Here is a 21,965-nt window from a genome sequence, read left to right as displayed (position 1 = left end):
TACCAAGAACACGGTTAGAACATTGTATCCGTTTAGAAGTGTCGAGGAGGAAAATTGAAACTTATGAAGTTACCCACAATCCTGAACGTAGTCCGCATCTTGTTGAGTATTAAAGTTATATACCTTATTGTTTCTTTCAGTGTATTTCTCTATATTTTCAGTCAAAATCCTGAAGCCTTTGCCGGTTACCAAGTGAACGGCAATGATTTGATTAATTTCTCTAATGAAATTACTGGGAGAATCATATTTTTGATCATTCCTAGTTTGCTTGCTATCATTTGCATCACCAAACGACAATTCAGATCGACTGTTACGTTCCTGAGTATCGCTTTATTTATCGGACTACTGAATGAAGGACTATTAACTGGACTTATTCAACTATTCGCCTTGTTAGTTGTGCTCTTACATCGACCAAGTAAGATATTTTTAAAGCGCCAGGATTCAAATGACACAGAGACACAATATATCGCCAAGAAGAGCCTAACTTAAACGTTTGGCTCTATTTGTTTTGGTTTCTTTGCACACAATCATTAAGCCTACTTCTAAACCCGCCAATTCAAGATTACTAAGATTACTTCACAACAATTTCAATTGGATTCATGGTTAAAGAAATATCCGCGGTCATATCCACAATGAGATTTTGTTTCCCTTTTTGGGTTACTATAAACTCATCTTCAACCTCAACCACTTGACCTGATTTAAATTCAGTTACATATCCCACATCCGTATAATTACGCTCCTCGTCACTACCGGAAAAGAAAAAACGAATGATAGGTTTTCCATGGGTTACTTCAACAGGTTTAATACCTGTATATTTTAATGTTCCTTTTACTTTAATTGTCTCACCCATACTTAAAACTGTTGGTGTTGTTACTTCGAGAATAAAATCAGATGCTACTACACGTTCAGTAACATTATCGTCATTTTTTTCGGTTGATGAACACCCAGCTATTGTCATGGATACCGCTAATACCAACATTAAGATGTTATTACTCATTTTAATAATTTCATCTCACCTCTCTCATACTCTAACGAATGATACGTTTCAATAACTCGGACTTATTTTATCTTTCTTAAAAAAGCTATTACTATTTCTGTCCCTCGATATCTTATCAATATTGTATCGAACGTACTATTACTTTCTTAGAATATATTGTTGTATAATTTAAAGTATGGAAAAATTATTAACTAATTTAACCAAAATTCAAACAAATGGGTTCAATTCCTTATGGATGTTAGTGGTATAGCTACATAGGTTTAATCCTTTTGTTTGGCTGGCGCGGCAAAAAATGGCCTCCGATTGGGAAATGGCCTATGATGCGGTCGTCCTTGAAGCGCTGGGTGAGCGGGAATCTTTTTCATAGCATGACACTTCTTATGCTGTCTCGTTTTTTCCAAAGCTCTCATCCACGGATTAATCTTTCATTTTCAACAACTAGAATGAGACGAAACGGAGAGTTACAATGATTACGAAGTTTAAACAAGGTTCATACAAACTATTTGCCACGGCTATTTTGCTGATATTAGTTTTAAGCGCAGTTTTGGTTACCAACGCCATTGTCGATTCAAATGCTTCTCAAGCAACGGATTCAAAGGAAGAAAATACGGTTTCCTCCTTTCAGATCGACAGACTGATTCCATCGTTCAAATGGTTTCATAATCTGGACCGGGCGCTCGCTTTTTCAACGTTTGACTTTAAAGTGCCTGATTATCTGCCCGAAGGGTATCGCCTAAGAAGTGTGGATTTAAATGAGAATTTCAGTAAAGCCAATAAAGCAGACTGGATTGAATTCGTTACGATCACTTTCGTATCGAACTTTGGCCAACAAGACGAACAATACTTTGAAGTACAAGCTTCCAAAGGGAACGGCACTTTGCTGGAGCATCAATTGTTGTGGGGGGCTTCATATTCCCAAGAACCAGACCTTGCTCCTTCTTACCAGCAAGTAGACCTGACATTAGGCAGTATGAAGGGTATTATGTACACCACTACAAGGCCCAAGTATAAGAAAAAACCTGAAAAAGCCAAAAGTTTTGTATGGCAGGAAAACGGTGTAACGTATTCGATCAATTATTTTAGCGCTGATCTTACACAAGAAGAGCTGGTGAAAATCGTTCAGTCATTTGCTTTGCCAGAACAAGTTCAATATGTCGATTATAAGGGTGAGGGCAATTCATTCCCTTTATATGATAAGACGGATTTGCAGGAAGCAAAACATATTCTTGGCTTTCCAGTGAAATTCCCGTATACCATATCAGACTATGGTCTTAAACTTTCCGATTCGATTATGCAGCAAGCTGACGATCAGAACACCGGGTTCTCCATCAGACCGGACACAGACGCCTTAAAGAATAGTTATCGCGTTCCTTACAACTCCTCCATTTATGAAATAAATGACATGATTGATTATTATCAGAGCAAAGCCCCTATTGTGGATGTGAACAAGTTGTCGTTCATGCACAAATTGGTGATTAACGGTATCGAAATATCGGCATATAAAGATAAGGATCATATCTATTGGAAGCCTGTCCATTCGGATAACAATCAGTTGAAGTTCAAAACTCAAACGTATTACGTGTGGAAGCAAGACGGTATTTATTATGCGGCTTTTTTCCTTGGGGTGGACAAACACCAGGAAGAAAATCTTAAAGCTTTAGTAATCGCTCCTGTCCAATAACCAGGAAAATGAGGTCAACATTATCAAAATCAGATTAGCACTTAAGGAGGATCAATTCGTACCGTCGGTCATTACGTTGAATTATAAGTATTGAAGCGGAGGTTTTCAGCTAAGGCTAAGTTAACCTGCTGTTAGCTGAACAAAAACAACCGATCACGTGAACTGCACCTCCATTGTTAGTCGTGTTTAACAAATGGGTGCAGTTCACAAGCTGATCGGCTACTTTCTGGGGTTCATTTAATGTATCAAATGACGACGGATATAATTTGACAATTCAGTATCATCAAAAACCAAAATGCTTTTCAACTTCCAGTAACATCTGATCTTTATTGGACTGAGATGTTCTCATAAACCATTTTAATTGATACTGCTCTGCTTGTTGCAGGTAATGATTCGATGCTCTAACCACCGTGTTTAATGTTTCGTCTCGTGCACGTTGTGGATCTGATAAACTAGGGAACAAACCCTCCATGCCTCTCAGATGATCCCGATCCAGATACTCCGCTCGAATTAGGTCATCTTCTGCAAACATATAAACAACGCGGTTGGGGTTAACAATCTCCCTTAGATAAGCAGGTTCCATAAAAGTATCTACTACGATTGGCTTCTCTTTCCCCATCTGTAACAAATCCAAAATAATAAACTCAACGCTTTCATCAAACACTGAATTTAACCAGTGACTTCTATCGTTCCCACTCCCTAAAAAGAACCATTCCCAATCAATGAAGTGTCGATCTTAATTTCTGATAAATTTATTCCTCGGAACCGCTTTTCACAAAGTAATTACCGTGAGAAAAAATCTGTTTGGTATCAGCAGTTAAATGATCTAAGTTATCCACCGTTTCATTTTCGGAAATGAAGGCGTCTTTCTCGGGTACCCTATTAAATGTTCCAAAAGAAGTCGTTATACTACTGACATTTTCTAGAGCTCTATTAATTTCCTCTTCTGATAATTGTACTGCAGGACCAAAATCCGGATAGTTTGGGTTATCCGCTTTAGCATCATCATAATAATTACTCGCATAAATACTTAAAGCAGTCACTGCCGAAACAGTCATTATTAATGCCGTACTGATAAAGAATTTTTTCATTGGAGGTCACTCCTCAATCGTTTCTATAATGTGTGTGCATTCATAAATTCTTTGCCTTCTTGTTCAACTGGGCCTTTGTTTTAGTAGAAACCAGATACAACAACTAATGATCTGTATACTGCCAAGCGTGAATCGGTGTACCTTTAGTGACTTCACCTGTCACTGTATTGATTTCTAGTGGCTCTACTAAAACCCTCCATCCATTTTCGCTTTTGAAAATTTTATACGGGAGTGGTGGTGACTGTTCGTAGCCTTGTCCTGCATACTTTTGAACTACATAAAGTTGAACTTCATCCGTGTTGATTTTTTTGGTTTCCACAATTTCATACCCTGTAGTTGGATTAGTTTTAAGATCCTTTACATATCCTTCTTCACGACTTTTCTCATCCAAATAATTGGTATCTTTAGAATAAAACATCATTCCCTCTACATCTTTAGCAATGTAAGCCTGAAAATACTCCGTTGCTGCTTCCATCGGAGTTTGGGCTACAACTCTTTCCGCAGTTGTAGTCGATGCTACTAAAATAGAACTAGCAACAACACTGGCAAGTAAAAGCGATACTAATCCTTTTCCTTTCATGGATTGAGAACTCCTTTTTAGTTATAGCGTTGGTAATAGTGATCAAATTTTCTTTAGATCTATTTAGTATAACGCATTGAATTATTGGAAAGTTTTTATATTTATGAGAAATTTGTTTACATCTATCTTTCAGCCTCTTTATCCAAACTCTTCTTTACGCCCACCTCACTTAATGTTAGATTTTATAACATATCATTATGAAAGCGAGTGGGTTGAAGATGGATCTGCAACAGTTATTAACTATCCCCATTCTCTCCAAAGCAAAGGTTATTGCCGGGCATCGCGGCCTTGATCGCTTGGTGCAATCTATTAATATTATGGATGCCCCAGATATTGTACAATTCCTGAAGACGGGAGATATGCTGCTGACAAACGGTTATATCCTGAAAGATCGCCCCGATGCTCATCTTACATTCATTACAGATATGCACGCGATTGGTTGTGCGGCGCTTGCTGTCAAGACACAGCGTTTCTCTCTTGAATTATCTCCGCAACTGCTTGAGACAGCCGACAGGCTGGGCTTCCCAATCATCGAACTGTCCGAGATAGACAATACTCTCGGTGAAATATTTCAACATTCAATCAGTGCTATCCTTCAGAACAAAACCCATGAGCTACACTACGCCTTGTCTATTCATAAGCAATTTTCCACGATGGTGATGCAGGGAAAAGGCATACCATCCATCGTAGATACGTTGTCTCAGTTGCTATCCTCACCTGTACTTCTGCTTGGTTCAAAGAAGCAGATTACGGCAAGCTCCCATTATGCACAACAGATGGATCATCAGTCTCTCGCCGCGCCCATACTGACAATTATAGATGAGCATCCTTCCTTCCATACCGCAATCTCGATCTGCCTGCTTACTGCTGATAAATATCGACACGCCGAGCTTCATCCCATCTTCACGGATCGGCACGAGGGCTATTTGATCGCACTATACGACAGTTCCGCAAGCTCTAAGCTCTCCACTCTGGCACTGGAACAAGCCGTCAATGTGATCGGTCTGGAGTTAACCAAGAAACAAGCCGTCAAGGAACGCTCCCGCCGTTACAAAAATGAATATTTCTCCGATCTCATTCAAGGCTTCATTCGTTCGGAACAAGAAGCGCTGCACCGCGGCAAGAAATATGGGCTGCAAGCCAAAGGAAGTTCTGTTCTCATCGTTGCCAAAAAGGATGAATCCTTAGCGGGCATACCTAAGCAGAACTCTACTTCCTCCGGGGAAGAGCGGTTCATCTCGGAACGAGACGCTAATTATGAGCTGATTAAGCAGGAGTTGGCCAGATTGGATCTCTCCTTTGTCATGTTCACTAAGAACGACCAGTTCGGCATACTCGTCTTTTTGGCCGAATCGTCTTGGGACGAACATACCGTTGTTCAGCAGCTTGAGCGGATCGCGAGCAATCTGTATACGGAGTCGCAGCTCAGCCTATCCTTCGGAATAGGTAATCCCTACACGAACGTATTGGATATTGGACTCTCCTATAAAGAAGCAGTCAAGGCGCTCCAATCCGGCTATCAGATGCGCAAGACACGCTTCGCTCATTCCTATCAAACCATGGATATAAGCCGTCTGCTGCGCATGATTCCTTACGATGAGATGCTGCAATTTCATCAAGAAACCTTTAAACCCTTCGAAGACCGAGATCCGAACGAGCGCAGTGAACTTATGAAAACCCTGTCCTCTTTCTATGAGAATCATTGCCAGATCGTCGATACAGCGAAAGAGTTGTTCGTACATCGCAATACAGTGATCTACAGATTGGAGAAATGCGAGAAACTAACCGGCAGGAACATTAAGGACCCGATGGAGAGCCTGCGCTTCCGACTTGCCTTCGCACTTGAGTCCCTTCTGAATGTTCATCCAGCCCCTAGCGAAGCTAATCATACGACTTGAACCGAGGACGTGTCATGTATAATGACACGTTTTTTTGTTTTCTTTTCATATTCAATTCAGATTCAATCTTCATTTGTGCATTTTAACTGATTTAATTCTATTTTTATGTTCAGAGTAACTAATGACAATTCGTCAATCAGTCTATATGATTAGGAATATATTCATCAATGTTATATTACTTAACACCATTTCACATCAAGAAATAAACAAACATCAGGCTGTAGGAAAGGGGCTACCTATCATGGCTATACAGATACAAGGCGTATCCAAATCATTTGTCAGTGCAACCGGAGAAGATATTCAGGTCCTGGCTGAGGTTTCGATGCAAATCAAAAAGCAGGAGTTCTTCAGCATCGTGGGACCGAGCGGCTGCGGTAAGAGTACGATCTTCAACATTATCGCGGGTCTGCTTAAGCCAACAAATGGCAAGGTTATCGTCTGTGGCGAAGAGATTGATCAGACCACCGGGCATGTCGGTTATATGATGCAGAAGGACCTGTTACTTCCTTGGAGAAGCATCCTGGACAATGTCACGTTAGGCTTGGAAGTGAAGGGCTTGTCCAAAAAGGATCGCAGCGATATTGCCATGGATTATCTGGATCGTTATGGCCTGGCTTCATTCGCAGGAGCCTATCCCTCCACGCTATCAGGCGGTATGCGCCAACGTGTAGCCCTCATTCGTACCCTCGTTACCCAGCCCGATATTATATTACTGGACGAACCCTTCTCAGCACTTGATTATCAGACCAGACTCATTCTGGAAGATGAAATCTTATCCATTCTCAAATCCGAGGGCAAGACAGGCGTCCTGATCACTCATGACATTGAGGAAGCCATCGCCATATCCGACCGTATTGCCGTCATGAGTAAGCGACCAACGACCGTGAAGCAGGTGTATGACATTGGTCTCGCCTCGCAATATGGCTCAGCATTGAAAGCCCGCTCCGACCAGAAGTTCAAGCAGTATTTTGAATCGATCTGGTCAGAGCTTGATATCCAAATGGGGAGGATCAGCTAATGAAGAGCACATCACCTGAAATTACCCTTGCCGGGAAGCCTGCTGGAGTTGCGAAGAACAAGCGGAGACAATCCACATTCTCCAAAGAATGGCTGATAACGATGCTGTGGCGGTTCATTATTGTAGCGGTCATCCTGGTGATCTGGGAATCCGCCGTTCGTTTGAAGCTCGTTAATGGATTCCTCATGGGATCACCAAGCGCCATTCTCGATGCTGCCATCACGATGGCCAGCTCAGGGCAGCTGCTTACAGACGCATTTGCAACGGTGAATGCCACCGTTATCGGCTTCGTAGCCGGTAGCTTAATCGGCTCATTGGCAGGACTGCTCATGTGGTATTCCAAGTCCGTCGCCCGTGTGCTTGATCCATTCATCGTAGCTATGAACGGTATTCCGAAGATCGCACTCGCTCCCATGATTATCATCTGGTTTGGCTCAGGCATCTTCTCCAAGATTGCTCTGGCCTCCGTAGCAACATTTATCGTAGCGCTATTATCCGCCTATCAAGCGACTCATCAAATCGACGAATCCCAGATCAACCTGATGAAATCCTTCGGTGCAAAGAAATCACAAATTTTCCGTAAAATTATCGTTCCTTCCTCTCTGCCATGGATCATCTCAGCCTTCCGGATCAATATCGGTTTGGCACTGGTGTCTGTTGTTGGTGGAGAATTCATCTCTTCAGATAAAGGACTCGGACATATGGTGTTCGTCGAAGGTAACCTGTTCAACCTTCCGGCCGTATGGGTCGGCGTGTTCATGCTTATGCTGGTCGCGATGCTCCTCTACACCTGTGTCGGTTATCTCGAATCCCGTCTCCTTCCATGGAATGACAACAAGACCAGCAGCAAATCCACATTCGTATAGCCGACCTACAACCATTAAAGGAGCCTGATGACTAATGCGTACATTCAAAAAGATAGCTTTTCTAGCAGCGATGACGGTTATTTTGACTACACTGCTCAGTGCGTGCGGTAGCAATGCCACAACACCCGCAAGTGGTGCAGGTTCATCTAGTACTGGGGGCGAACCCAATACGCAGGTGGACAAAATTATGGTGTCGGAGGTATATCACAACCTGCTCTACCTTCCGCTCTATGTAGCGAATAACCAAGGATTCCTAAAGGAGAATCGCATTGAGCTATCCTCCATCCGGGCTGCCGGAAGCGGTCCAACAGCATTGTCTTCGGTGATCTCAGGCGAGTCCGCGTTCTCCTTCCACGGTCCTGAGCATGTCGCATTTGCTAATGCAAAGGGCGGAGATGCTCGCTCACTGGTCCTTCTATCTGGCAGTGCTCCAGTATGGGCAGTTGCACGAGAAGGAGTAACCGTGAATTCGACAGCGGATTTCAAAGGTAAAACCATCGTTGTGGGCTTGGCACCTACAAGCTCGAACAGCTTACTGAGGAAACTATTTGCTGACAACAACATTGATATCGACAAGGATGTGACGATCACCGAGGTTCAGAATGGCTCAGAGCTTGGTGCTGTATTAGCCGGCAAAGCCGATATTGCTATTGTTTACGAACCTCAGCTGGATCAAGGCATTGCAGAAGGGCTGCATATTGTCCATGATTTCACGAAGGATTATCCTGACTTTGCCTTTGCAACGATGAATACAACCGCAAGCTTCATTGAAAAGAATCCTGATCTCACCCAGCGCTTTGTCAACTCTATCGAGCAAGCCCTGGAGTTTATTCAATCGAACCCTGAAGGCGCCAAAGCTGTTGCAGTGAAGGAATTCCCGAATCTGGACCAGAAAGTCGTGGAGCAAGCAGTACAACGCATGATCGACAGCAAGGTATACCCTGCTGATGGGCTCATCAATGAATCAGCTTTTAACACCGCAATCGATATGCAGCGATTCATCGGTAATCTGAAGGAAGAACTCGCTTACGAGGATATTATCGATCCAAGCTTCACCAAATAGAGAGAGAAAGGTTGATTACTCTGAACCAAGACGACTATCACACACACCGCCGTACGGAAAGTGCGAAATACGCGAACGGAGTTATTACCAGCGAGGAGCTTGCCCTATTTACAGCCGACTTGAAGCTGATTCGAAGCTTCAAGTTGCCAGAAGAAATAGGACCCAACCCTCCGCATAGGAGCGTGCCTCTGCGATGATTACGAAACCACTGAATGAGCTGACCATTGCTGAAGCCGCAAAATTGATTAAAAACAAGTTGATATCTCCTGTTGAGCTTACGAAATCCTATTTGAATCGCATTGAGAAAGTAGAACCTGCTGTGCAAGCCTTCGTTACAGTCACCGCCGAACAGGCTTTGCAGGCCGCAAGAGAGTCTGAACAAAAACTGATGAATGGCGAATATCTCGGCCCTCTGCACGGCATTCCATATGGAGCCAAAGACATTATCCATACCGCTGGCATACGCACCTCGGCCGGTTCAAGTACCTTTCCTGACTTCGTACCCGGAACGAATGCAACTGTAATTAATAAGTTGCAAGCTGCAGGCGCTATCCTGCTCGGCAAGACAACTACGACGGAATACGCCTTTCAGGGAGGTGAACCGCCAACACGCAACCCGTGGAATCTAGAACATACCCCGGGCGGTTCCAGCTCCGGCTCCGCCGCTGCAGTAGCGGCTGGCATGGCTTCCTTCACACTCGGAACACAGACCTTTGGATCTCTGCTTAGACCCGCAGCTTACAACGGATTAACCTGCATGAAGCCGACTTACGGCAGGGTTAGCCGTAATGGTGTCATCACAGCCAGCTGGAGCCTGGATCATATTGGCGCCTTCACTCGATCTGCACAAGATAACGCAATCGTTCTGGAAGCGATGGCCGGGCAAGATGAGCTGGACTCCTTCACGCTTCCTTATGGCAAGCCAGACTTAACAAGTGCTCTTGAGCATCCTATTTCAGGAATGGTGATCGGGCTACCGAGCAACTTCTTCCAGACCGATGAACCGGCGATCTTGTTAGCAGTAGAGTCGGCAAGCGCTGTGCTTGAGAAGCTGGGCATGCAATGGAAGAAAGTTGACCTGCCTTCTTATATGGAAGAAACCATTGCTGCTCATCGTACGGTTATGCGAGCGGAAGCTGCCGCCTTCCATCAGGAACGCTTCGCGGAAGCCTCTGATCGTTACGGCCACACAATGCGGGAACAGCTTGAGCTCGGCTACCAGACGAGTGCCGTTGATTATTTGCAGGCACAACGCATCCGAACGATATTCCGGAGCGAGATGATGATGATGTTCGATGAAGTGGATGTGTTATTGACTCCGTCAACACCATATGTAGCTCCACATGGATACAAGACAGGCAGCCCGATTTTCAACGGACCGTTTACCAATACAGGTCTACCGTCCATCACCGTACCCATCGGGTTTGATACCACCTCAGGGAAGCCATTGCCTATCGGCATGCAGCTTGCCGGTCCACACATGAGAGAAGACCGCTTGTTGTCCATCGCTCATCATTATCAGCAGGCTACAAACTGGAATCAGATAACACCGAATATACACACTCATTAGGAAAGGAATGACAGCTACGATGTCTACCATCATACATGCAAGTGCAGCACCCAAATTCCCGCTTCCTTTCTCCCATGCTGTCCGCGCAGGAGATTTGGTCTACGTTGCAGGTCAGGTAGGCGTTGATCCACAGACGCTTGAGCCTATCGGCGGCATTAAGGAGCAGACTGAGCAGTGCATTCGTAATATTGAGGTGATCCTTCAAGAAGCCGGACTTACACTCGATCATATTGTGAAGGTAACCACTCATCTGGCCCGAGTCGAGGATCAGCCCGAATACAACGAAGTGTATGCGCGAATGATTAAGCAGCCCTATCCCGCCCGTATTACCGTATTTAGCGGGTTAGGCCCTTATTTAATTGAAATGGAAGTGCTGGCGTATGCGCCTTCCGTCCGAGGAGAGTAACACATCACCAAAGAGCACCTGTAGCCATAGATGGGTACAGGTGCTCTCTTTGTCTAGAAACCCGGTTCTCTTTTGAGAAATCGGTTTCTTTTCGTATTCCTATTTTGTTTTGAAGCGAGATGCTTCTTCGGCAAGTTGTTTGGTCAGTTCATCGATTCTCTGCACCATATCTGTCAAATGTTCCGTCATGCCGGACTGTTCCTGCATTGTTGCTGTGACTTCCTCAACAGAAGCCGACACCTCTTCACCGGAAGCGGACAAGTTCTGTGCAGCTCCAATGACTTCATCCTTATCACGTTCAATGGATTCGATCTCAGTGGCAATAGCCTGAACCTGGCTCATCATCTCATTCATATTCTCGGTGACAAAATTGAATGTCTCCTTGGTCTGGCTAACGCTGCTCTTATGCTGTTCCGCAATCGCTTCAATAGCCTGAACACTTCGGTTATTCTGCTCCACGTGATCAATGGTCTGCATCACAATTCGGTTGATATCCTCCGATTGAGCTGTTGTCTGCTCTGCCAGCTTGCGAATCTCGGAAGCAACCACGGCAAAGCCGCGCCCTTGCTCACCTGCTCTTGCGGCCTCAATCGAAGCATTCAACGCAAGTAATTTCGTCTGATTTGCAATTTCGGCAATCGTACCCGTGATCTGGTGAATGCCCGAGGAGCTTTCAGCGAGTTGGACTGTAATTTTGGAGATGTTGCCAACTTCAATCTCGTTTTGCCCGTTCACCGCAATGAGTGCATCAATAACTTCATGATTATTTTTGAATGCATCCGTAATTTCATCTGCCTTGAACTTCACTGCCTGCGACATCCCATTCACGTTGGCAATCTTGTTACCAACATTCATGAATTTATCCACAATGGCTCCCGTATCGTTCGCCTGGGACTCCATGGCTCGTGAAATCTCAAATGCTGTTGTCGTTGTTTCGGCAATCGTGGTCGAAGTTTGCTGAGTGGACTGTTCCAGCTCGGATGTACTTGTTTTCAGGATGCCGATGGAATGGTTCATGCTGGAGATCAACTGTTTATTGCCTGCTGCCATGGTATTGAAGCTGTCCACCAATTGTTTGAATTCTCCGCTATATTTACCTTGAGCCTGCACCGTCAGGTCGCCGCCCGCGAGCTGTCTGAACAACACGGTTAGTCTTGTAATTGGTCTGGTTACCAGCAAAGAGATCAGAATACCCGCAACGACGGAAACCGCAATAGCACTAAACAGAACAATATACATCTGTTTTGCCATCGCACGCAAAGGCTTCTGCACATCGCTCAGTTTATCTTCAACAACGACGGTCCAGTCGGATCTTGGGATTTTGGAGTAATACGCCACTTTCTCATCTGTGCTAATATCCCCTTGCTGTAGTTCAGCGCCAGGAGCAAGATCTATCAATGATTGGTATTCGCCGGACTCCATCTTCTGGCCTGCCAACTTCTCATCCGCTGAATCGTAGATGACCGTACCTACACGGTCCAGAATGATCACTTTTCCCTCATCATTAATATTGATATTTTGTAGCTGATTAACGAAGAACGAGGTGGATGCCGCAGATACGAGCACTCCCTGTACTTCTTGATTCTCATTGTAGATTGGCATGGCAAAAGCCGTACCAAGTTGTCCTGAGGACTTGGCTACAATCCCTTCACTAATCACGTTTTTACCCTGAATCGCTTCTTGGAAATATGCCCGATCTCCGCGTTCCGCCTTGATAACTGCCGGATCATTCGCTGCAACAATAATGCCATTCCGATCCAACAAAATCAGACTGTTGTTACCTTCCATACCTGCAAGACTGTCCGCGAGAATACCACTTGCCTTATCCAGCAGTTCATTGTTTTCCGAGAAAAAGTTCTCACCTTCCTGCCCATCCGTATTCCGAATCTCTAGCAGATCCCGGAAGGTACGATGTGTTGTAATCAGAAAGGTAGATTGTTCTTCCAAACTTAGTGAAGCATACAAACCTGCCCCCACCCGGTCCGAGGTTGCCTTAATTTCATCTTTGCTTTTGTCGAGTGTAATAACTGCCGCTACGCTGTAACACACTACCGCAGTTACCGCCAGCACGATACACACCAGCAGACTGATCATAAGTGGTAATTTGACTCTGAACGACATGTTGCGCATGCGTTCTCTTGCCTTGCTAAATACCATGATTACATTCACCATCCATTTTCATTTTCATCATTATGAAGTCCAAATTCTATGTATCTACTTTATATCGGTCGATATCAAATAATCTGTAAGCTGTTTCCCCAGTTATACTAGGTCAAAGGCCACTGCACACGATTGGAAAATGAAGACTTTGGGTTAATACAAAATATGACATCAACATCGTATAATATATGAAATACATATCGTGCAGGAAGAGGGAAAACGCATTGAATCCGAAAATGCCTACTTTATTAAATGTTATCCGTGCCCTGTTAGGCGTACAATCCATCTTCATTGGGATTTCCATGACATTCCTTATTGCAGATCTATTCCGTAATAGTGCGGATTACTTCGCGTTTCCGCTATCTGATCAGATCGCCTATTTTACAAGCATCGGGCTCCGTGTGCTCTTGGTTCTGGTTCCCCCAATTCTGACTATCGTATTTATCTCCAAACGAAGTTATAAGCTAACAATTACATTTATGAGCCTGGCCTTATTTTTTTGCGTTGTGTTCTTTCAGAATTTTCTCGTCTTGCTGCACGTCTTTATGTTGCTTACTCTGTTGCTCCACAAGCCCAGCAAGGTGTATCTGAAGCAGGAAAGCTCTCGGGAAGAATACAACCAGAAGAATCTGCGGTTATAGATTCGAAGAGAATAGGAGAAGTGATATGGTAAAAACAGCATTACCTACGCTATTAAATGTCGTGCGCATTTTATTGAGTGTGAAACTGATCTACGTGATTGTGTCCTTTATCGTGTTCCTCATTGACTTCAACCAGAACATGGAGGCCTATCTGGGTTTCTTACGCAAAGGAGATGATCTGGCTTACGCCTCTGGCGTAATCTCAGCCAGAATGTTGTTTATCATCGGTCCCAGCCTGCTCGCTGTTATATTCATCACCAAAAGAAAGTTCAAGCTCACCGTGACGTTTCTGAGTCTGGCGCTATTCGTTGCCATTCCGAATGAGAGTAACCTGTTTACCCTGATTCATCTTTTCGCCCTGCTTATCGTGCTCTTGCATCGTCCAAGCAAGATGTATCTGAAACGAAAGGATCCCCCTGTCAATGAAGCCGTAGTTGAACCGAAGGATTAATTCGAAAAGGGGATCACATGACATTGAAGTCCAGATAAACGGTGGAGAGTACACGATATGATGTCATAATAAAAAAACAAGGACGTTCCTAAGTAATACAGGAAGGTCCTTGTTTAATATGACTCACTATACAAAGTGATTGTGAGATTTACAATTACAGTGCAGCTTGATAAATTTGTACTACATCTTCACGCTGCAAGTTTTTGAAGAATCCGAACGGACCAAATCGCATCGCTTTATCAGCCATCACATCAATCTGGCTGTCGTCGATGTCATAGTCCGCCAGACGGCTAGGGGCACCAATTGAAGTCCAGAATGTACGCAGCGCTTGAATGCCTTCCTCAGCAACTTGTTTGTCCGACTTTCCAGCAGGGTTGATATCAAATACATTAACGGCCATACGTTTGAATCGATCTACATCCACATCCAGATTATGTTTCATCCAGTGTGGGAAAAGGATCGCAAGGCCTCCCCCATGGGGAATGTCATACACAGCCGACACGGCATGTTCAATATTATGAGAAGCCCAATCTCCGGCAAGACCCATATTCAGGACATCGTTAAGCGCCATTGTTCCACAGTAGAGAATGGTTTCGCGCAGTTCATAGTTTTCTGGATCTTTGATCAGGCGAGGAGCTGTATCGATGACGGTACGAAGAATCGTCTCACAGAACCCAAGCTGAACCGGTGTATTTGTATCCAGATGGAAATAATGTTCAAACACATGAGACATCATATCCACCATGCCGTATACCGTCTGATCCAGAGGTACGGTGAATGTGTTCACCGGATCAAGAATCGAGAACGCTGGGAAAGAATACTCGCTGAACCATGCCCATTTCTCCTGCGTGTCCTGATTGGTAATTACTGAACCGTTGTTCATCTCGGAACCTGTCGCTGCCATCGTCAGAATTGTACCCAGTGGAAGTCCGCCTTCTGGAGTTGCTTCGCGCACCACAACATCCCACATGTCTCCATCGTATTTGGCCCCTACTGCGATGGCTTTAGCGCAATCTAGTACACTGCCGCCGCCAACCGCAAGAACCAAATCAATATCATGTGTTCTGCATAACTCTACACCCTTGTGAACCGTAGACAGACGTGGGTTTGGTTCTACACCGGCCAGTTCCGTAACCTCTGCTCCGATTTCATTCAGCTGGCTGATTACCTGATCGTACAGCCCGCTGCGTTTGATGCTTCCACCACCATATACAAGCAAAATACGTTTTCCGTATTTTGGAACTTCGGTCTGTAGTGCTTGAAGTTGCCCTTTGCCAAAAATCAGCCGGGTCGGATTATAAAACTGAAAAGATCTCATTACGTATGTTCCTCCAAAAAAGTCTGAAATTTTGTGCATCCACCATTATAATTCTCTTTATTCGTAAAAACAAATACATACAAAAAGGAGTTCACAGATAAGTATGGAGTCTATCACATTACAACAATTAATAAAACAAACCATTAATCAATATGTATCCTCGGATATTCACATTCGAAGTATCAAAAGTAACCCTGTCGGTGCGGGACTTCAAGCCGTTGAATTGCTTCGACATCATATTGAATTCCTTGTAAATGGAGTGAACAGGGATATTTCTCTCGTGACAAAAAAGGCCACGTTCATTGAACGCTCTGCCTTGTCCAGATTATTTTTACAGGGAGCCAATGTACCCTTTAGTTTATCAACTGAACCTCATACTCAAGATCGAAGCTTGATCTGCATTCAGGATGTGGACTACCAAACCGATTATAGTCATCTGGATATGGATCTGCTTCAGCATAAAGAATTACGAGCATTGGCTTACATACACGGAACGAACATGGGATTGAAAAAAGAACTGCCCTGGATATCTAATGTGGATCGATCTCATATCATCGAAATGATGGAAAACCGTTGGAGACCTTCGTGGAAAAACGCCATAGAAAGTCCATCATTCATTGAAGAATTTGGATCACCGCTCATTTCGGAAATTGAAGCTGTAGCAAGTAACATCGTAGATGATCTTGAAATACTTATCCAGGACAAACACACACATACGTTAATTCATAATGATCTGAATCCTGGCAATGTATTGGTATACAACAATGAAGATGTATATTTTATCGATTGGGAGGAAGCAAGGTATGGCTCCCTGTTCTTTGATATCCCTCTACGCTGTACACATCTGAAACAAGTTGAGATCTATCGGGAGGCCCTAAGTTCTCACGGATACGATATTCCACAACATCAATTCGAAAAGTACTTCTCCCTGGCATCCCGATATCTCGGCATCCGTTATATGAGTTGGAACCTTGGGGTTTGGGAACAGTACCCACATGCAAAAGACGACTTAAAAAAGTATATGAAAATGGTGACTCAACCTTTGTTCGCCTGATCCCTCATACCACATTAGTAAGACGAATTCACTGTTTTCCTGGACAAAAAAGCTCCTGCCATAAAAGTGGCAGGAGCTTACATCACAGGGATCCAATATAACCATCGCATGCTTCCATGACATGCATGGTCTACATCCCCTCAGATATTAATAATTAGGCACTTAGGTTCTAACCCAGATCGGCAATCCGCTGTCCAATACGTGGAAACAGCCCAAAGGCATTCTCATAGAAAACCTTATCATGATGCTGTTCCGGTACAAGTCGGCGGACAAATTCGGCATACAGATCGATTGGCGCAAGCGGCCAGTCGGTACCAAACAGCATTTTCTCGTAATGATCCGAATAGACCAAAGCCCGGCGGAAATGATCCATGAATAAAGGCTCGTTCATGAACCGTTCAAAATGAGGCCGATCCCCCACCACAAGACCAGATAAATCCGCATACACGTTAGGATTCTTCGCTACCACTTCAGCTGCATCCATCACCCAGGGATCACCCAGATGACAGATCATGAAGTTCACACCGCGCTGCTGCAAGGCTAATTCATCCACCGTCAACGGATGCGAATATTTGAGCAATCCATTCATGGAGTACGTGTCGCCCGTATGAATCACGACAGGCAAGTTGTACTTGGCTGCGAGTTCATAGACCGGAGTATAGATTTTGTCATATACATAGTGATGATAGTATCCGGCATAAAGTTTGATTCCGGCTACCTCAGGGGATTGAAGTCTAGCTTCAATCCGGTCAAGCTCGTCCTGCGCGTGTTTACCATCTAGCGCATTGGGATTGATCCCCACACATTCCATGAGGAATGACGGAACCTTCTCTTCCAGGTCAAGTCCCATCGGGTTAGGAGAACTGGAATCCGGGAACGCTCCCTTCGTCTGCTCCGTAACCCCCATTCCGATACCCATAATGACGTCGTTTTCATCAAACTCCGCTTTCAGACCAGCGGCAGAATAATCCACTTTGGATAGATCAATCGCTGTTTGGTGAAAGCTGTCGATGTCTGACAGATGAATGTGAATATCAATGATCGGCATGTGAAGCCTCCTTTTCATCGGTAGAAGTTGCAAAATTCAGTTTGAGAAGGTCATGCACATCCGCTGAACTCAGTGGAATTGGTCCCAGAACCAGATATGTCGGCTCCGTCCAGACCGTTTCCCCGTGATGGAGTGTCAGATGATGATTCACGTGCAGACCCGTCACCTGATTATTAGCAAAAGCCCATGCACTCTGATTCGGGTAACGATGGACCGCATGCAGCATGTTTTCACGCGAAACCGATCCGACTCGCAAAAGGTCTTCAAGTGGCAGGCCCACATCCACCTTGCCTAGCGGGAATCGATCTTTACCCGGTTGCTCAATCCAACCTTCCGCAAAGACAGATGAAGGCTGGAGGAAACGTTCCTCCGCAAGCGAGTAATTTGTCAGCGTCAGGCCGCTTTCGTTGGTCACTTCAAGCAGCGTGCAGAGCACAGGAACACCGGGCAGCATCAGATAATGCTGGTGGATCGTGATTCCCCGATTCGCTTCATGCTTTTCAATTCGGGTGGTCAGCTTTATGCCTTTCCAGACGTTGCCGTATTGGTCCTTGTGCTCTGTCCAGAAAGCGGCTCTCTGTTCCAACTGGCGGCTGAAACCATTCATGCCTGGAATCCCCACACCCAGCCCGCCGTACCACGGATTCCACCACGAGCGTGGAGCCGGTTCAGGGTACGAGCTGTCCAGCCATTCTTCTCCTGCAACTTTCAGAGAGTGTACTACACTCCCGAAGTCAGGGGCAACGGAGATCGACAATACTCCATTGTCTACGGTGTACACTGGTCCAGATGAACCTTCTTCAATTATCTGCTTAACCTCTGTTCCGCTCTGCGGGAACCAAAGGGCCGTTCGCTCTTGAATCCGATCTTCGCCCCGATATAGCCCACGAACTTTCCAACCACTCACGTGCTGGTCTCGGTCCGCTTCGTCTGGTGAAAATGTCAGCTTGGCAGAGTTTAGATTCTGCTCCGGATTGAATTCCTTCACATTGGCCATAACCTCCGGTTTGCCACCCTGCTGTACATACAGCTCCAGCTTGCCCGCAAGCGAAACCAGTTTATGTTCAGTCAACGTTGCTTGCAGCACGTCTGGGGCAAACGGATTCCCCTCACTCAGTGTCAGATCCAGATGACTGTCCAGCAGCGGAATGATCGGGTTACGCTGCTTCCTTGCAAACGCACGGAAATCCGACCATTTGGCAAACGTGTTCAGGGCATATACAGTTGTCTTGGTCCGCACAACGCCTCCTGCTGCAATACGTCCAAGCTCATGCTGCAATCCCAGCGTGTATTCCGGACGAAGCAGCTTCAGAGAAGGGTCCCAATAGATGCCGCACGCGCCATACTCTTCCTTGCAAAACAGCCAGTTTTCCGTAATCTGCGAACTGTCCCAATGACTCGGATCGCCAGCGTAAGAATCGCCCATATCCACAAAACGGCCTTGGTACGGTAGAATTAGCTGGTTTCCGTAGAAACCGAAGTTATTCATTAGAAATAGGTCTTCTTCCCAGGCCGTGTCCCGTGTATTTTCAACCTCGTGGTGGAATTCGGCGATTCCATTCGCAGACAGCTTGACCACGGATTTAATCTGCAAGCCTGGGAAATCCTCCGAGTCATACAGTGCTTCAAAAACCTGACGTTCACCTTCGGGATAGATATTCACTTCTTTTGCATGTTTCTTGGATAACTCTTCGGCAAACGGCTTACCCAGCTTCGGATAAGTCCACCAGAACGAATGACGGGAACCGGGATATTCAATCCACATGTTATTATCTTGTTTGCTCATATGAAGGGAGAATGCACCATTCACAGCCACCCATTGATCCTCAATCTGCCCACCATATTTCCCTTCGATTCCCTTCATCAGTACGGAAATTTTGCTTGTAAAAGAGATCGCATGGTTCCCCACTGGGACAGCCGTCACTTCTACTTCTTGGAAATAGAGACCATATGAACGCAAGGTGAAAGGCACCGGCACAGACATCTTACCTTTGGCAGGAACCGTAAAGCGCACCGAACGCTCCTCCCATTCAAGGAATTCATCCTCTGGCAGGTCAAAGCTGAACTCCGTTTCGGCATCCACATTATTTTCCACGTTCAGAACCAACTCCGCCGGGATGCCTGGATAGAGCTCCTTCACAGGCAAGATGGTCTTGATCTTGGCCGGGAATTTCGGGGCAATGCCCAATCGAAACTCCGCTTTCTTCCCTCCGATCAACCATGTGCTGGCAACCACGGGATGGGTCTTATTGTTATTCTGTTCCTCTGTAATTGGATCAAGGTGAAACTCACCTTCCACGATGATGGTTTCTCCCGGAGCGACTGCTCGTGCAACGTCCAGCGAAAATCGAATGTTTTTGTTATCCTCACCCTTGATCTCAATCGCCAGTTCGGAAGTTGAATTGTTCTTAATGCGATAGCAAACCTTATAGCTGGAACCGAATACCAGATCATGATCATCGACTTCTGTTGAGATTTCGTAATCCGGTGTTTCGAGAGCAGTCAGCCCGCGACCCGACTTTTCAAATTCAGCCCGCAGGGAGACATCTCCCTTTTTCCACGTGTAGTCAAAGAAATCAAAACCACGCTCCCGTCGGCCATCCGGCTCGATCACAAGTTCACGCGTGCTGTCTGCATACCAATCTAAATCCTCGAAATAAGGAGCGAGTGCTTCGGTCTGCAAGATGGTAGGGATGAAATTCATCAGATGCACATTATCATCTTTTTTCTCCCAGAAGAATCCGCATTTCTTGTACATCGGTACAGCCTTCGTATTCCCTGCCCACGTGAACAGATCCAGGCGAGGCCATCCGGCCTCCACGGTCTTGCGCACAGCATTCAAGATCAGATTGCGTCCAACCTTATAACCGTGATAGTCAGGACGTACGTTAAGCAGCGGTACATATAGTGCTCTCTCGTCATAGCGGTAATGAGCAAAACTGCAGAAACCAACAACCTCTTTCTCATGAACAGCTAGAAATGCATAAAGATTGGACGAACTCTCCATCTCGCGGCGAACTGTTTCCTCTGTTCTAAGATTGGTGCCACCTCCCCAGCTTTCGTTACTACGGTTCCACATATCCGCGAGTGCGGCAGCGTAAGAGGGATCGTATTCAATAATATGGATCTGGTCAATAATCGAAGTTACGGTCATGTTCTGATCTCCTTCTCTTTATGTACAGGATGGTGAAGAAGCTAGTGATAGTCTTATCATACTATAATTGGAAGCATTTTCAGAGGAATATATCATTGCTTCGGTATCCAGTTCTGTATGAAGTGCTCACAAATCCATACAACCCTTATGTACGGGTAAACATATTGCCGCAGTGTGTCCTGAAATGGCCTTTCATGTGAACTTTGACAAGCTCTATTCGCTATTGTTACTCTTTGTACAGGAGTGTTTCTTTTTATATATAAAAAAGATAGATTCATGGAGGGAAAGCATGACAGAATGGATCACGCAATTTATACTCTTTTTTAAAGATTTGTCATACGCAGGTCTGGTCATTGCCTTGTCGTTTGAATTTGTACCTGCTGAACTTGTGCTGCCTATGGCTGGATATTGGGTGTATCTTGGGGATATGAAGCTTTGGCTGGCTATACTTGCTGGTACCGTAGGCGGAACGTTTGGACCTCTGACGTTGTATGCGTTGGGACGATACGGCGGCAGACCGATGGTCGAAAAATACGGCAAGTATTTCTTGATCCGCCCCCACCATCTGGATGCTTCCGATACGTTCTTCGAGAAATATGGCAGTGGGGTAGCTTTCTATGGACGTTTTGTACCCGGCATTCGGACCGTGATCTCCATCCCTTGTGGTATGGCGAAGATGAATGTGTTTAAGTTCAGTATCTTTACATTCTTGGCCATGCTTCCGATCACCTCACTGTACATCTACTTAGGCTTCAAATTAGGCTCTCAATGGGAGCACGTGGACGAGATTGTTAAGCCTTATATCGTGCCGGCAGCGGTGGTTTTCTTAGGTGCTTTTGGATTGTATGTGCTGTTGAAACGTTGGAAAAGAAGAACGGCTTTGAACAAGTCATAGGCTTGTTTAAGTAAGGAAATGAGATGCGCAGATTGATGTTGATTCTTTGAAATAGTCTTATGAAAAAACTCATC

The 21,965-nt window shown here is 45.1% G+C and carries 20 protein-coding genes; 12 read left to right on the top strand and 8 right to left on the bottom strand.

What is annotated here, in order from left to right:
* Positions 1–63: 63 nt before the first annotated feature.
* Positions 64–489 carry a hypothetical protein gene (locus MHI14_RS07645; RefSeq protein ID WP_146117046.1) on the top strand — a complete coding sequence of 142 codons (426 nt, stop codon included), beginning with the start codon at positions 64–66 and terminating at the stop codon, positions 487–489.
* A gap of 82 nt (positions 490–571) precedes the next feature.
* On the opposite strand, the gene MHI14_RS07640 is transcribed toward MHI14_RS07645, so the two are convergent.
* A complete protein-coding gene (locus MHI14_RS07640; RefSeq protein WP_341130111.1) occupies positions 572–997 on the bottom strand; it encodes a hypothetical protein in 426 nt (141 codons plus the stop codon).
* 466 nt (positions 998–1,463) lie between these two features.
* Here MHI14_RS07640 and MHI14_RS07635 point away from each other — a divergent pair, with 466 nt between their 5' ends.
* A complete protein-coding gene (locus tag MHI14_RS07635; RefSeq protein ID WP_341130110.1) occupies positions 1,464–2,678 on the top strand; it encodes a peptidase M56 in 1,215 nt (404 codons plus the stop codon).
* 283 nt (positions 2,679–2,961) lie between these two features.
* Here the strand turns inward: MHI14_RS07635 and MHI14_RS07630 are convergent, their stop codons facing one another.
* The 3 genes from MHI14_RS07630 to MHI14_RS07620 all read right to left on the bottom strand — a co-directional run bounded on the left by MHI14_RS07630 (position 2,962) and on the right by MHI14_RS07620 (position 4,349).
* Complete coding sequence (locus MHI14_RS07630; RefSeq protein ID WP_341130109.1) at positions 2,962–3,342, bottom strand: hypothetical protein; 381 nt, start codon at positions 3,340–3,342, stop codon at positions 2,962–2,964.
* Between the two features lie 88 nt (positions 3,343–3,430).
* On the bottom strand, positions 3,431–3,769 hold the full coding sequence (locus tag MHI14_RS07625) for a hypothetical protein (protein ID WP_341130108.1): 339 nt from the start codon (positions 3,767–3,769) through the stop codon (positions 3,431–3,433).
* A 103-nt stretch (positions 3,770–3,872) separates the two neighbouring features.
* Positions 3,873–4,349: a hypothetical protein gene (locus MHI14_RS07620; RefSeq protein WP_341130107.1), complete on the bottom strand. Its 477-nt coding sequence runs from the start codon at positions 4,347–4,349 to the stop codon at positions 3,873–3,875.
* Positions 4,350–4,567: 218 nt separating this feature from the next.
* Between MHI14_RS07620 and MHI14_RS07615 the strand changes: the two genes are divergently transcribed.
* The 6 genes from MHI14_RS07615 (at position 4,568) to MHI14_RS07590 (ending at position 11,170) form a co-directional block, all read left to right on the top strand.
* Positions 4,568–6,247 carry a PucR family transcriptional regulator gene (locus tag MHI14_RS07615; protein ID WP_341130106.1) on the top strand — a complete coding sequence of 560 codons (1,680 nt, stop codon included), beginning with the start codon at positions 4,568–4,570 and terminating at the stop codon, positions 6,245–6,247.
* Positions 6,248–6,488: 241 nt separating this feature from the next.
* Positions 6,489–7,265 (top strand): ABC transporter ATP-binding protein, encoded by a 777-nt coding sequence (locus MHI14_RS07610; RefSeq protein ID WP_249911987.1) that lies wholly within the window; start codon positions 6,489–6,491, stop codon positions 7,263–7,265.
* Entirely contained in the window at positions 7,265–8,131 is an 867-nt protein-coding gene (locus tag MHI14_RS07605; RefSeq protein ID WP_091027958.1) for an ABC transporter permease, read from the top strand. Before MHI14_RS07610 ends, MHI14_RS07605 begins: the two co-directional genes overlap by 1 nt.
* Positions 8,132–8,165: 34 nt before the next feature.
* Positions 8,166–9,194 (top strand): ABC transporter substrate-binding protein, encoded by a 1,029-nt coding sequence (locus MHI14_RS07600; protein WP_341130105.1) that lies wholly within the window; start codon positions 8,166–8,168, stop codon positions 9,192–9,194.
* 193 nt (positions 9,195–9,387) lie between these two features.
* Positions 9,388–10,764 (top strand): amidase, encoded by a 1,377-nt coding sequence (locus MHI14_RS07595; RefSeq protein ID WP_341130104.1) that lies wholly within the window; start codon positions 9,388–9,390, stop codon positions 10,762–10,764.
* Positions 10,765–10,783: 19 nt separating this feature from the next.
* On the top strand, positions 10,784–11,170 hold the full coding sequence (locus MHI14_RS07590) for a RidA family protein (RefSeq protein ID WP_091027950.1): 387 nt from the start codon (positions 10,784–10,786) through the stop codon (positions 11,168–11,170).
* Positions 11,171–11,269: 99 nt separating this feature from the next.
* Here the strand turns inward: MHI14_RS07590 and MHI14_RS07585 are convergent, their stop codons facing one another.
* Positions 11,270–13,327 carry a methyl-accepting chemotaxis protein gene (locus MHI14_RS07585; RefSeq protein WP_341130103.1) on the bottom strand — a complete coding sequence of 686 codons (2,058 nt, stop codon included), beginning with the start codon at positions 13,325–13,327 and terminating at the stop codon, positions 11,270–11,272.
* A 239-nt stretch (positions 13,328–13,566) separates the two neighbouring features.
* Here MHI14_RS07585 and MHI14_RS07580 point away from each other — a divergent pair, with 239 nt between their 5' ends.
* Together MHI14_RS07580 and MHI14_RS07575 are read left to right on the top strand one after the other, a co-directional pair.
* Positions 13,567–13,971, top strand: coding sequence for a hypothetical protein (locus MHI14_RS07580; RefSeq protein ID WP_341130102.1), 405 nt, complete (start codon positions 13,567–13,569; stop codon positions 13,969–13,971).
* 25 nt (positions 13,972–13,996) lie between these two features.
* Positions 13,997–14,422 carry a hypothetical protein gene (locus MHI14_RS07575; protein ID WP_341130101.1) on the top strand — a complete coding sequence of 142 codons (426 nt, stop codon included), beginning with the start codon at positions 13,997–13,999 and terminating at the stop codon, positions 14,420–14,422.
* A 154-nt stretch (positions 14,423–14,576) separates the two neighbouring features.
* Here MHI14_RS07575 and MHI14_RS07570 read toward each other — a convergent pair whose 3' ends face one another.
* Positions 14,577–15,740, bottom strand: a complete 1,164-nt coding sequence (locus MHI14_RS07570; RefSeq protein ID WP_341130100.1) for an iron-containing alcohol dehydrogenase — start codon at positions 15,738–15,740, stop codon at positions 14,577–14,579.
* Between the two features lie 103 nt (positions 15,741–15,843).
* Here MHI14_RS07570 and MHI14_RS07565 point away from each other — a divergent pair, with 103 nt between their 5' ends.
* Complete coding sequence (locus MHI14_RS07565) at positions 15,844–16,794, top strand: phosphotransferase family protein (protein ID WP_341130099.1); 951 nt, start codon at positions 15,844–15,846, stop codon at positions 16,792–16,794.
* A 169-nt stretch (positions 16,795–16,963) separates the two neighbouring features.
* Here the strand turns inward: MHI14_RS07565 and MHI14_RS07560 are convergent, their stop codons facing one another.
* Together MHI14_RS07560 and MHI14_RS07555 are read right to left on the bottom strand one after the other, a co-directional pair.
* A complete protein-coding gene (locus MHI14_RS07560) occupies positions 16,964–17,842 on the bottom strand; it encodes an amidohydrolase family protein (RefSeq protein ID WP_341130098.1) in 879 nt (292 codons plus the stop codon).
* Positions 17,829–20,996: a GNAT family N-acetyltransferase gene (locus MHI14_RS07555; RefSeq protein ID WP_341130097.1), complete on the bottom strand. Its 3,168-nt coding sequence runs from the start codon at positions 20,994–20,996 to the stop codon at positions 17,829–17,831. Before MHI14_RS07555 ends, MHI14_RS07560 begins: the two co-directional genes overlap by 14 nt.
* 289 nt (positions 20,997–21,285) lie before the next feature.
* Here MHI14_RS07555 and MHI14_RS07550 point away from each other — a divergent pair, with 289 nt between their 5' ends.
* The gene (locus MHI14_RS07550; protein WP_133385793.1) at positions 21,286–21,891 is read left to right on the top strand and encodes a DedA family protein; all 606 of its coding nucleotides are present in this window, start codon (positions 21,286–21,288) and stop codon (positions 21,889–21,891) included.
* Positions 21,892–21,965 lie beyond the last annotated feature (74 nt).

Source organism: Paenibacillus sp. FSL K6-2393 (genome assembly GCF_038002545.1).
In the GTDB taxonomy this organism is placed as follows: domain Bacteria; phylum Bacillota; class Bacilli; order Paenibacillales; family Paenibacillaceae; genus Paenibacillus.
The sequence above is the reverse complement of the archived record's forward strand: the minus strand, read 5'-3'. Positions and strand labels throughout refer to the sequence as shown.

Coding starts and splice junctions, on each gene's coding strand:
- MHI14_RS07550 (WP_133385793.1), top strand. CDS start 21,286: ATGACAGAATGGATCACGCAATTTATACTCTTTTTTAAAGATTTGTCA.
- MHI14_RS07625 (WP_341130108.1), bottom strand. CDS start 3,769: ATGAAAAAATTCTTTATCAGTACGGCATTAATAATGACTGTTTCGGCA.
- MHI14_RS07570 (WP_341130100.1), bottom strand. CDS start 15,740: ATGAGATCTTTTCAGTTTTATAATCCGACCCGGCTGATTTTTGGCAAA.
- MHI14_RS07575 (WP_341130101.1), top strand. CDS start 13,997: ATGGTAAAAACAGCATTACCTACGCTATTAAATGTCGTGCGCATTTTA.
- MHI14_RS07600 (WP_341130105.1), top strand. CDS start 8,166: ATGCGTACATTCAAAAAGATAGCTTTTCTAGCAGCGATGACGGTTATT.
- MHI14_RS07620 (WP_341130107.1), bottom strand. CDS start 4,349: ATGAAAGGAAAAGGATTAGTATCGCTTTTACTTGCCAGTGTTGTTGCT.
- MHI14_RS07590 (WP_091027950.1), top strand. CDS start 10,784: ATGTCTACCATCATACATGCAAGTGCAGCACCCAAATTCCCGCTTCCT.
- MHI14_RS07585 (WP_341130103.1), bottom strand. CDS start 13,327: ATGGTATTTAGCAAGGCAAGAGAACGCATGCGCAACATGTCGTTCAGA.
- MHI14_RS07615 (WP_341130106.1), top strand. CDS start 4,568: ATGGATCTGCAACAGTTATTAACTATCCCCATTCTCTCCAAAGCAAAG.
- MHI14_RS07555 (WP_341130097.1), bottom strand. CDS start 20,996: ATGACCGTAACTTCGATTATTGACCAGATCCATATTATTGAATACGAT.
- MHI14_RS07565 (WP_341130099.1), top strand. CDS start 15,844: ATGGAGTCTATCACATTACAACAATTAATAAAACAAACCATTAATCAA.
- MHI14_RS07645 (WP_146117046.1), top strand. CDS start 64: ATGAAGTTACCCACAATCCTGAACGTAGTCCGCATCTTGTTGAGTATT.
- MHI14_RS07560 (WP_341130098.1), bottom strand. CDS start 17,842: ATGCCGATCATTGATATTCACATTCATCTGTCAGACATCGACAGCTTT.
- MHI14_RS07580 (WP_341130102.1), top strand. CDS start 13,567: ATGCCTACTTTATTAAATGTTATCCGTGCCCTGTTAGGCGTACAATCC.
- MHI14_RS07640 (WP_341130111.1), bottom strand. CDS start 997: ATGAGTAATAACATCTTAATGTTGGTATTAGCGGTATCCATGACAATA.
- MHI14_RS07610 (WP_249911987.1), top strand. CDS start 6,489: ATGGCTATACAGATACAAGGCGTATCCAAATCATTTGTCAGTGCAACC.
- MHI14_RS07635 (WP_341130110.1), top strand. CDS start 1,464: ATGATTACGAAGTTTAAACAAGGTTCATACAAACTATTTGCCACGGCT.
- MHI14_RS07595 (WP_341130104.1), top strand. CDS start 9,388: ATGATTACGAAACCACTGAATGAGCTGACCATTGCTGAAGCCGCAAAA.
- MHI14_RS07605 (WP_091027958.1), top strand. CDS start 7,265: ATGAAGAGCACATCACCTGAAATTACCCTTGCCGGGAAGCCTGCTGGA.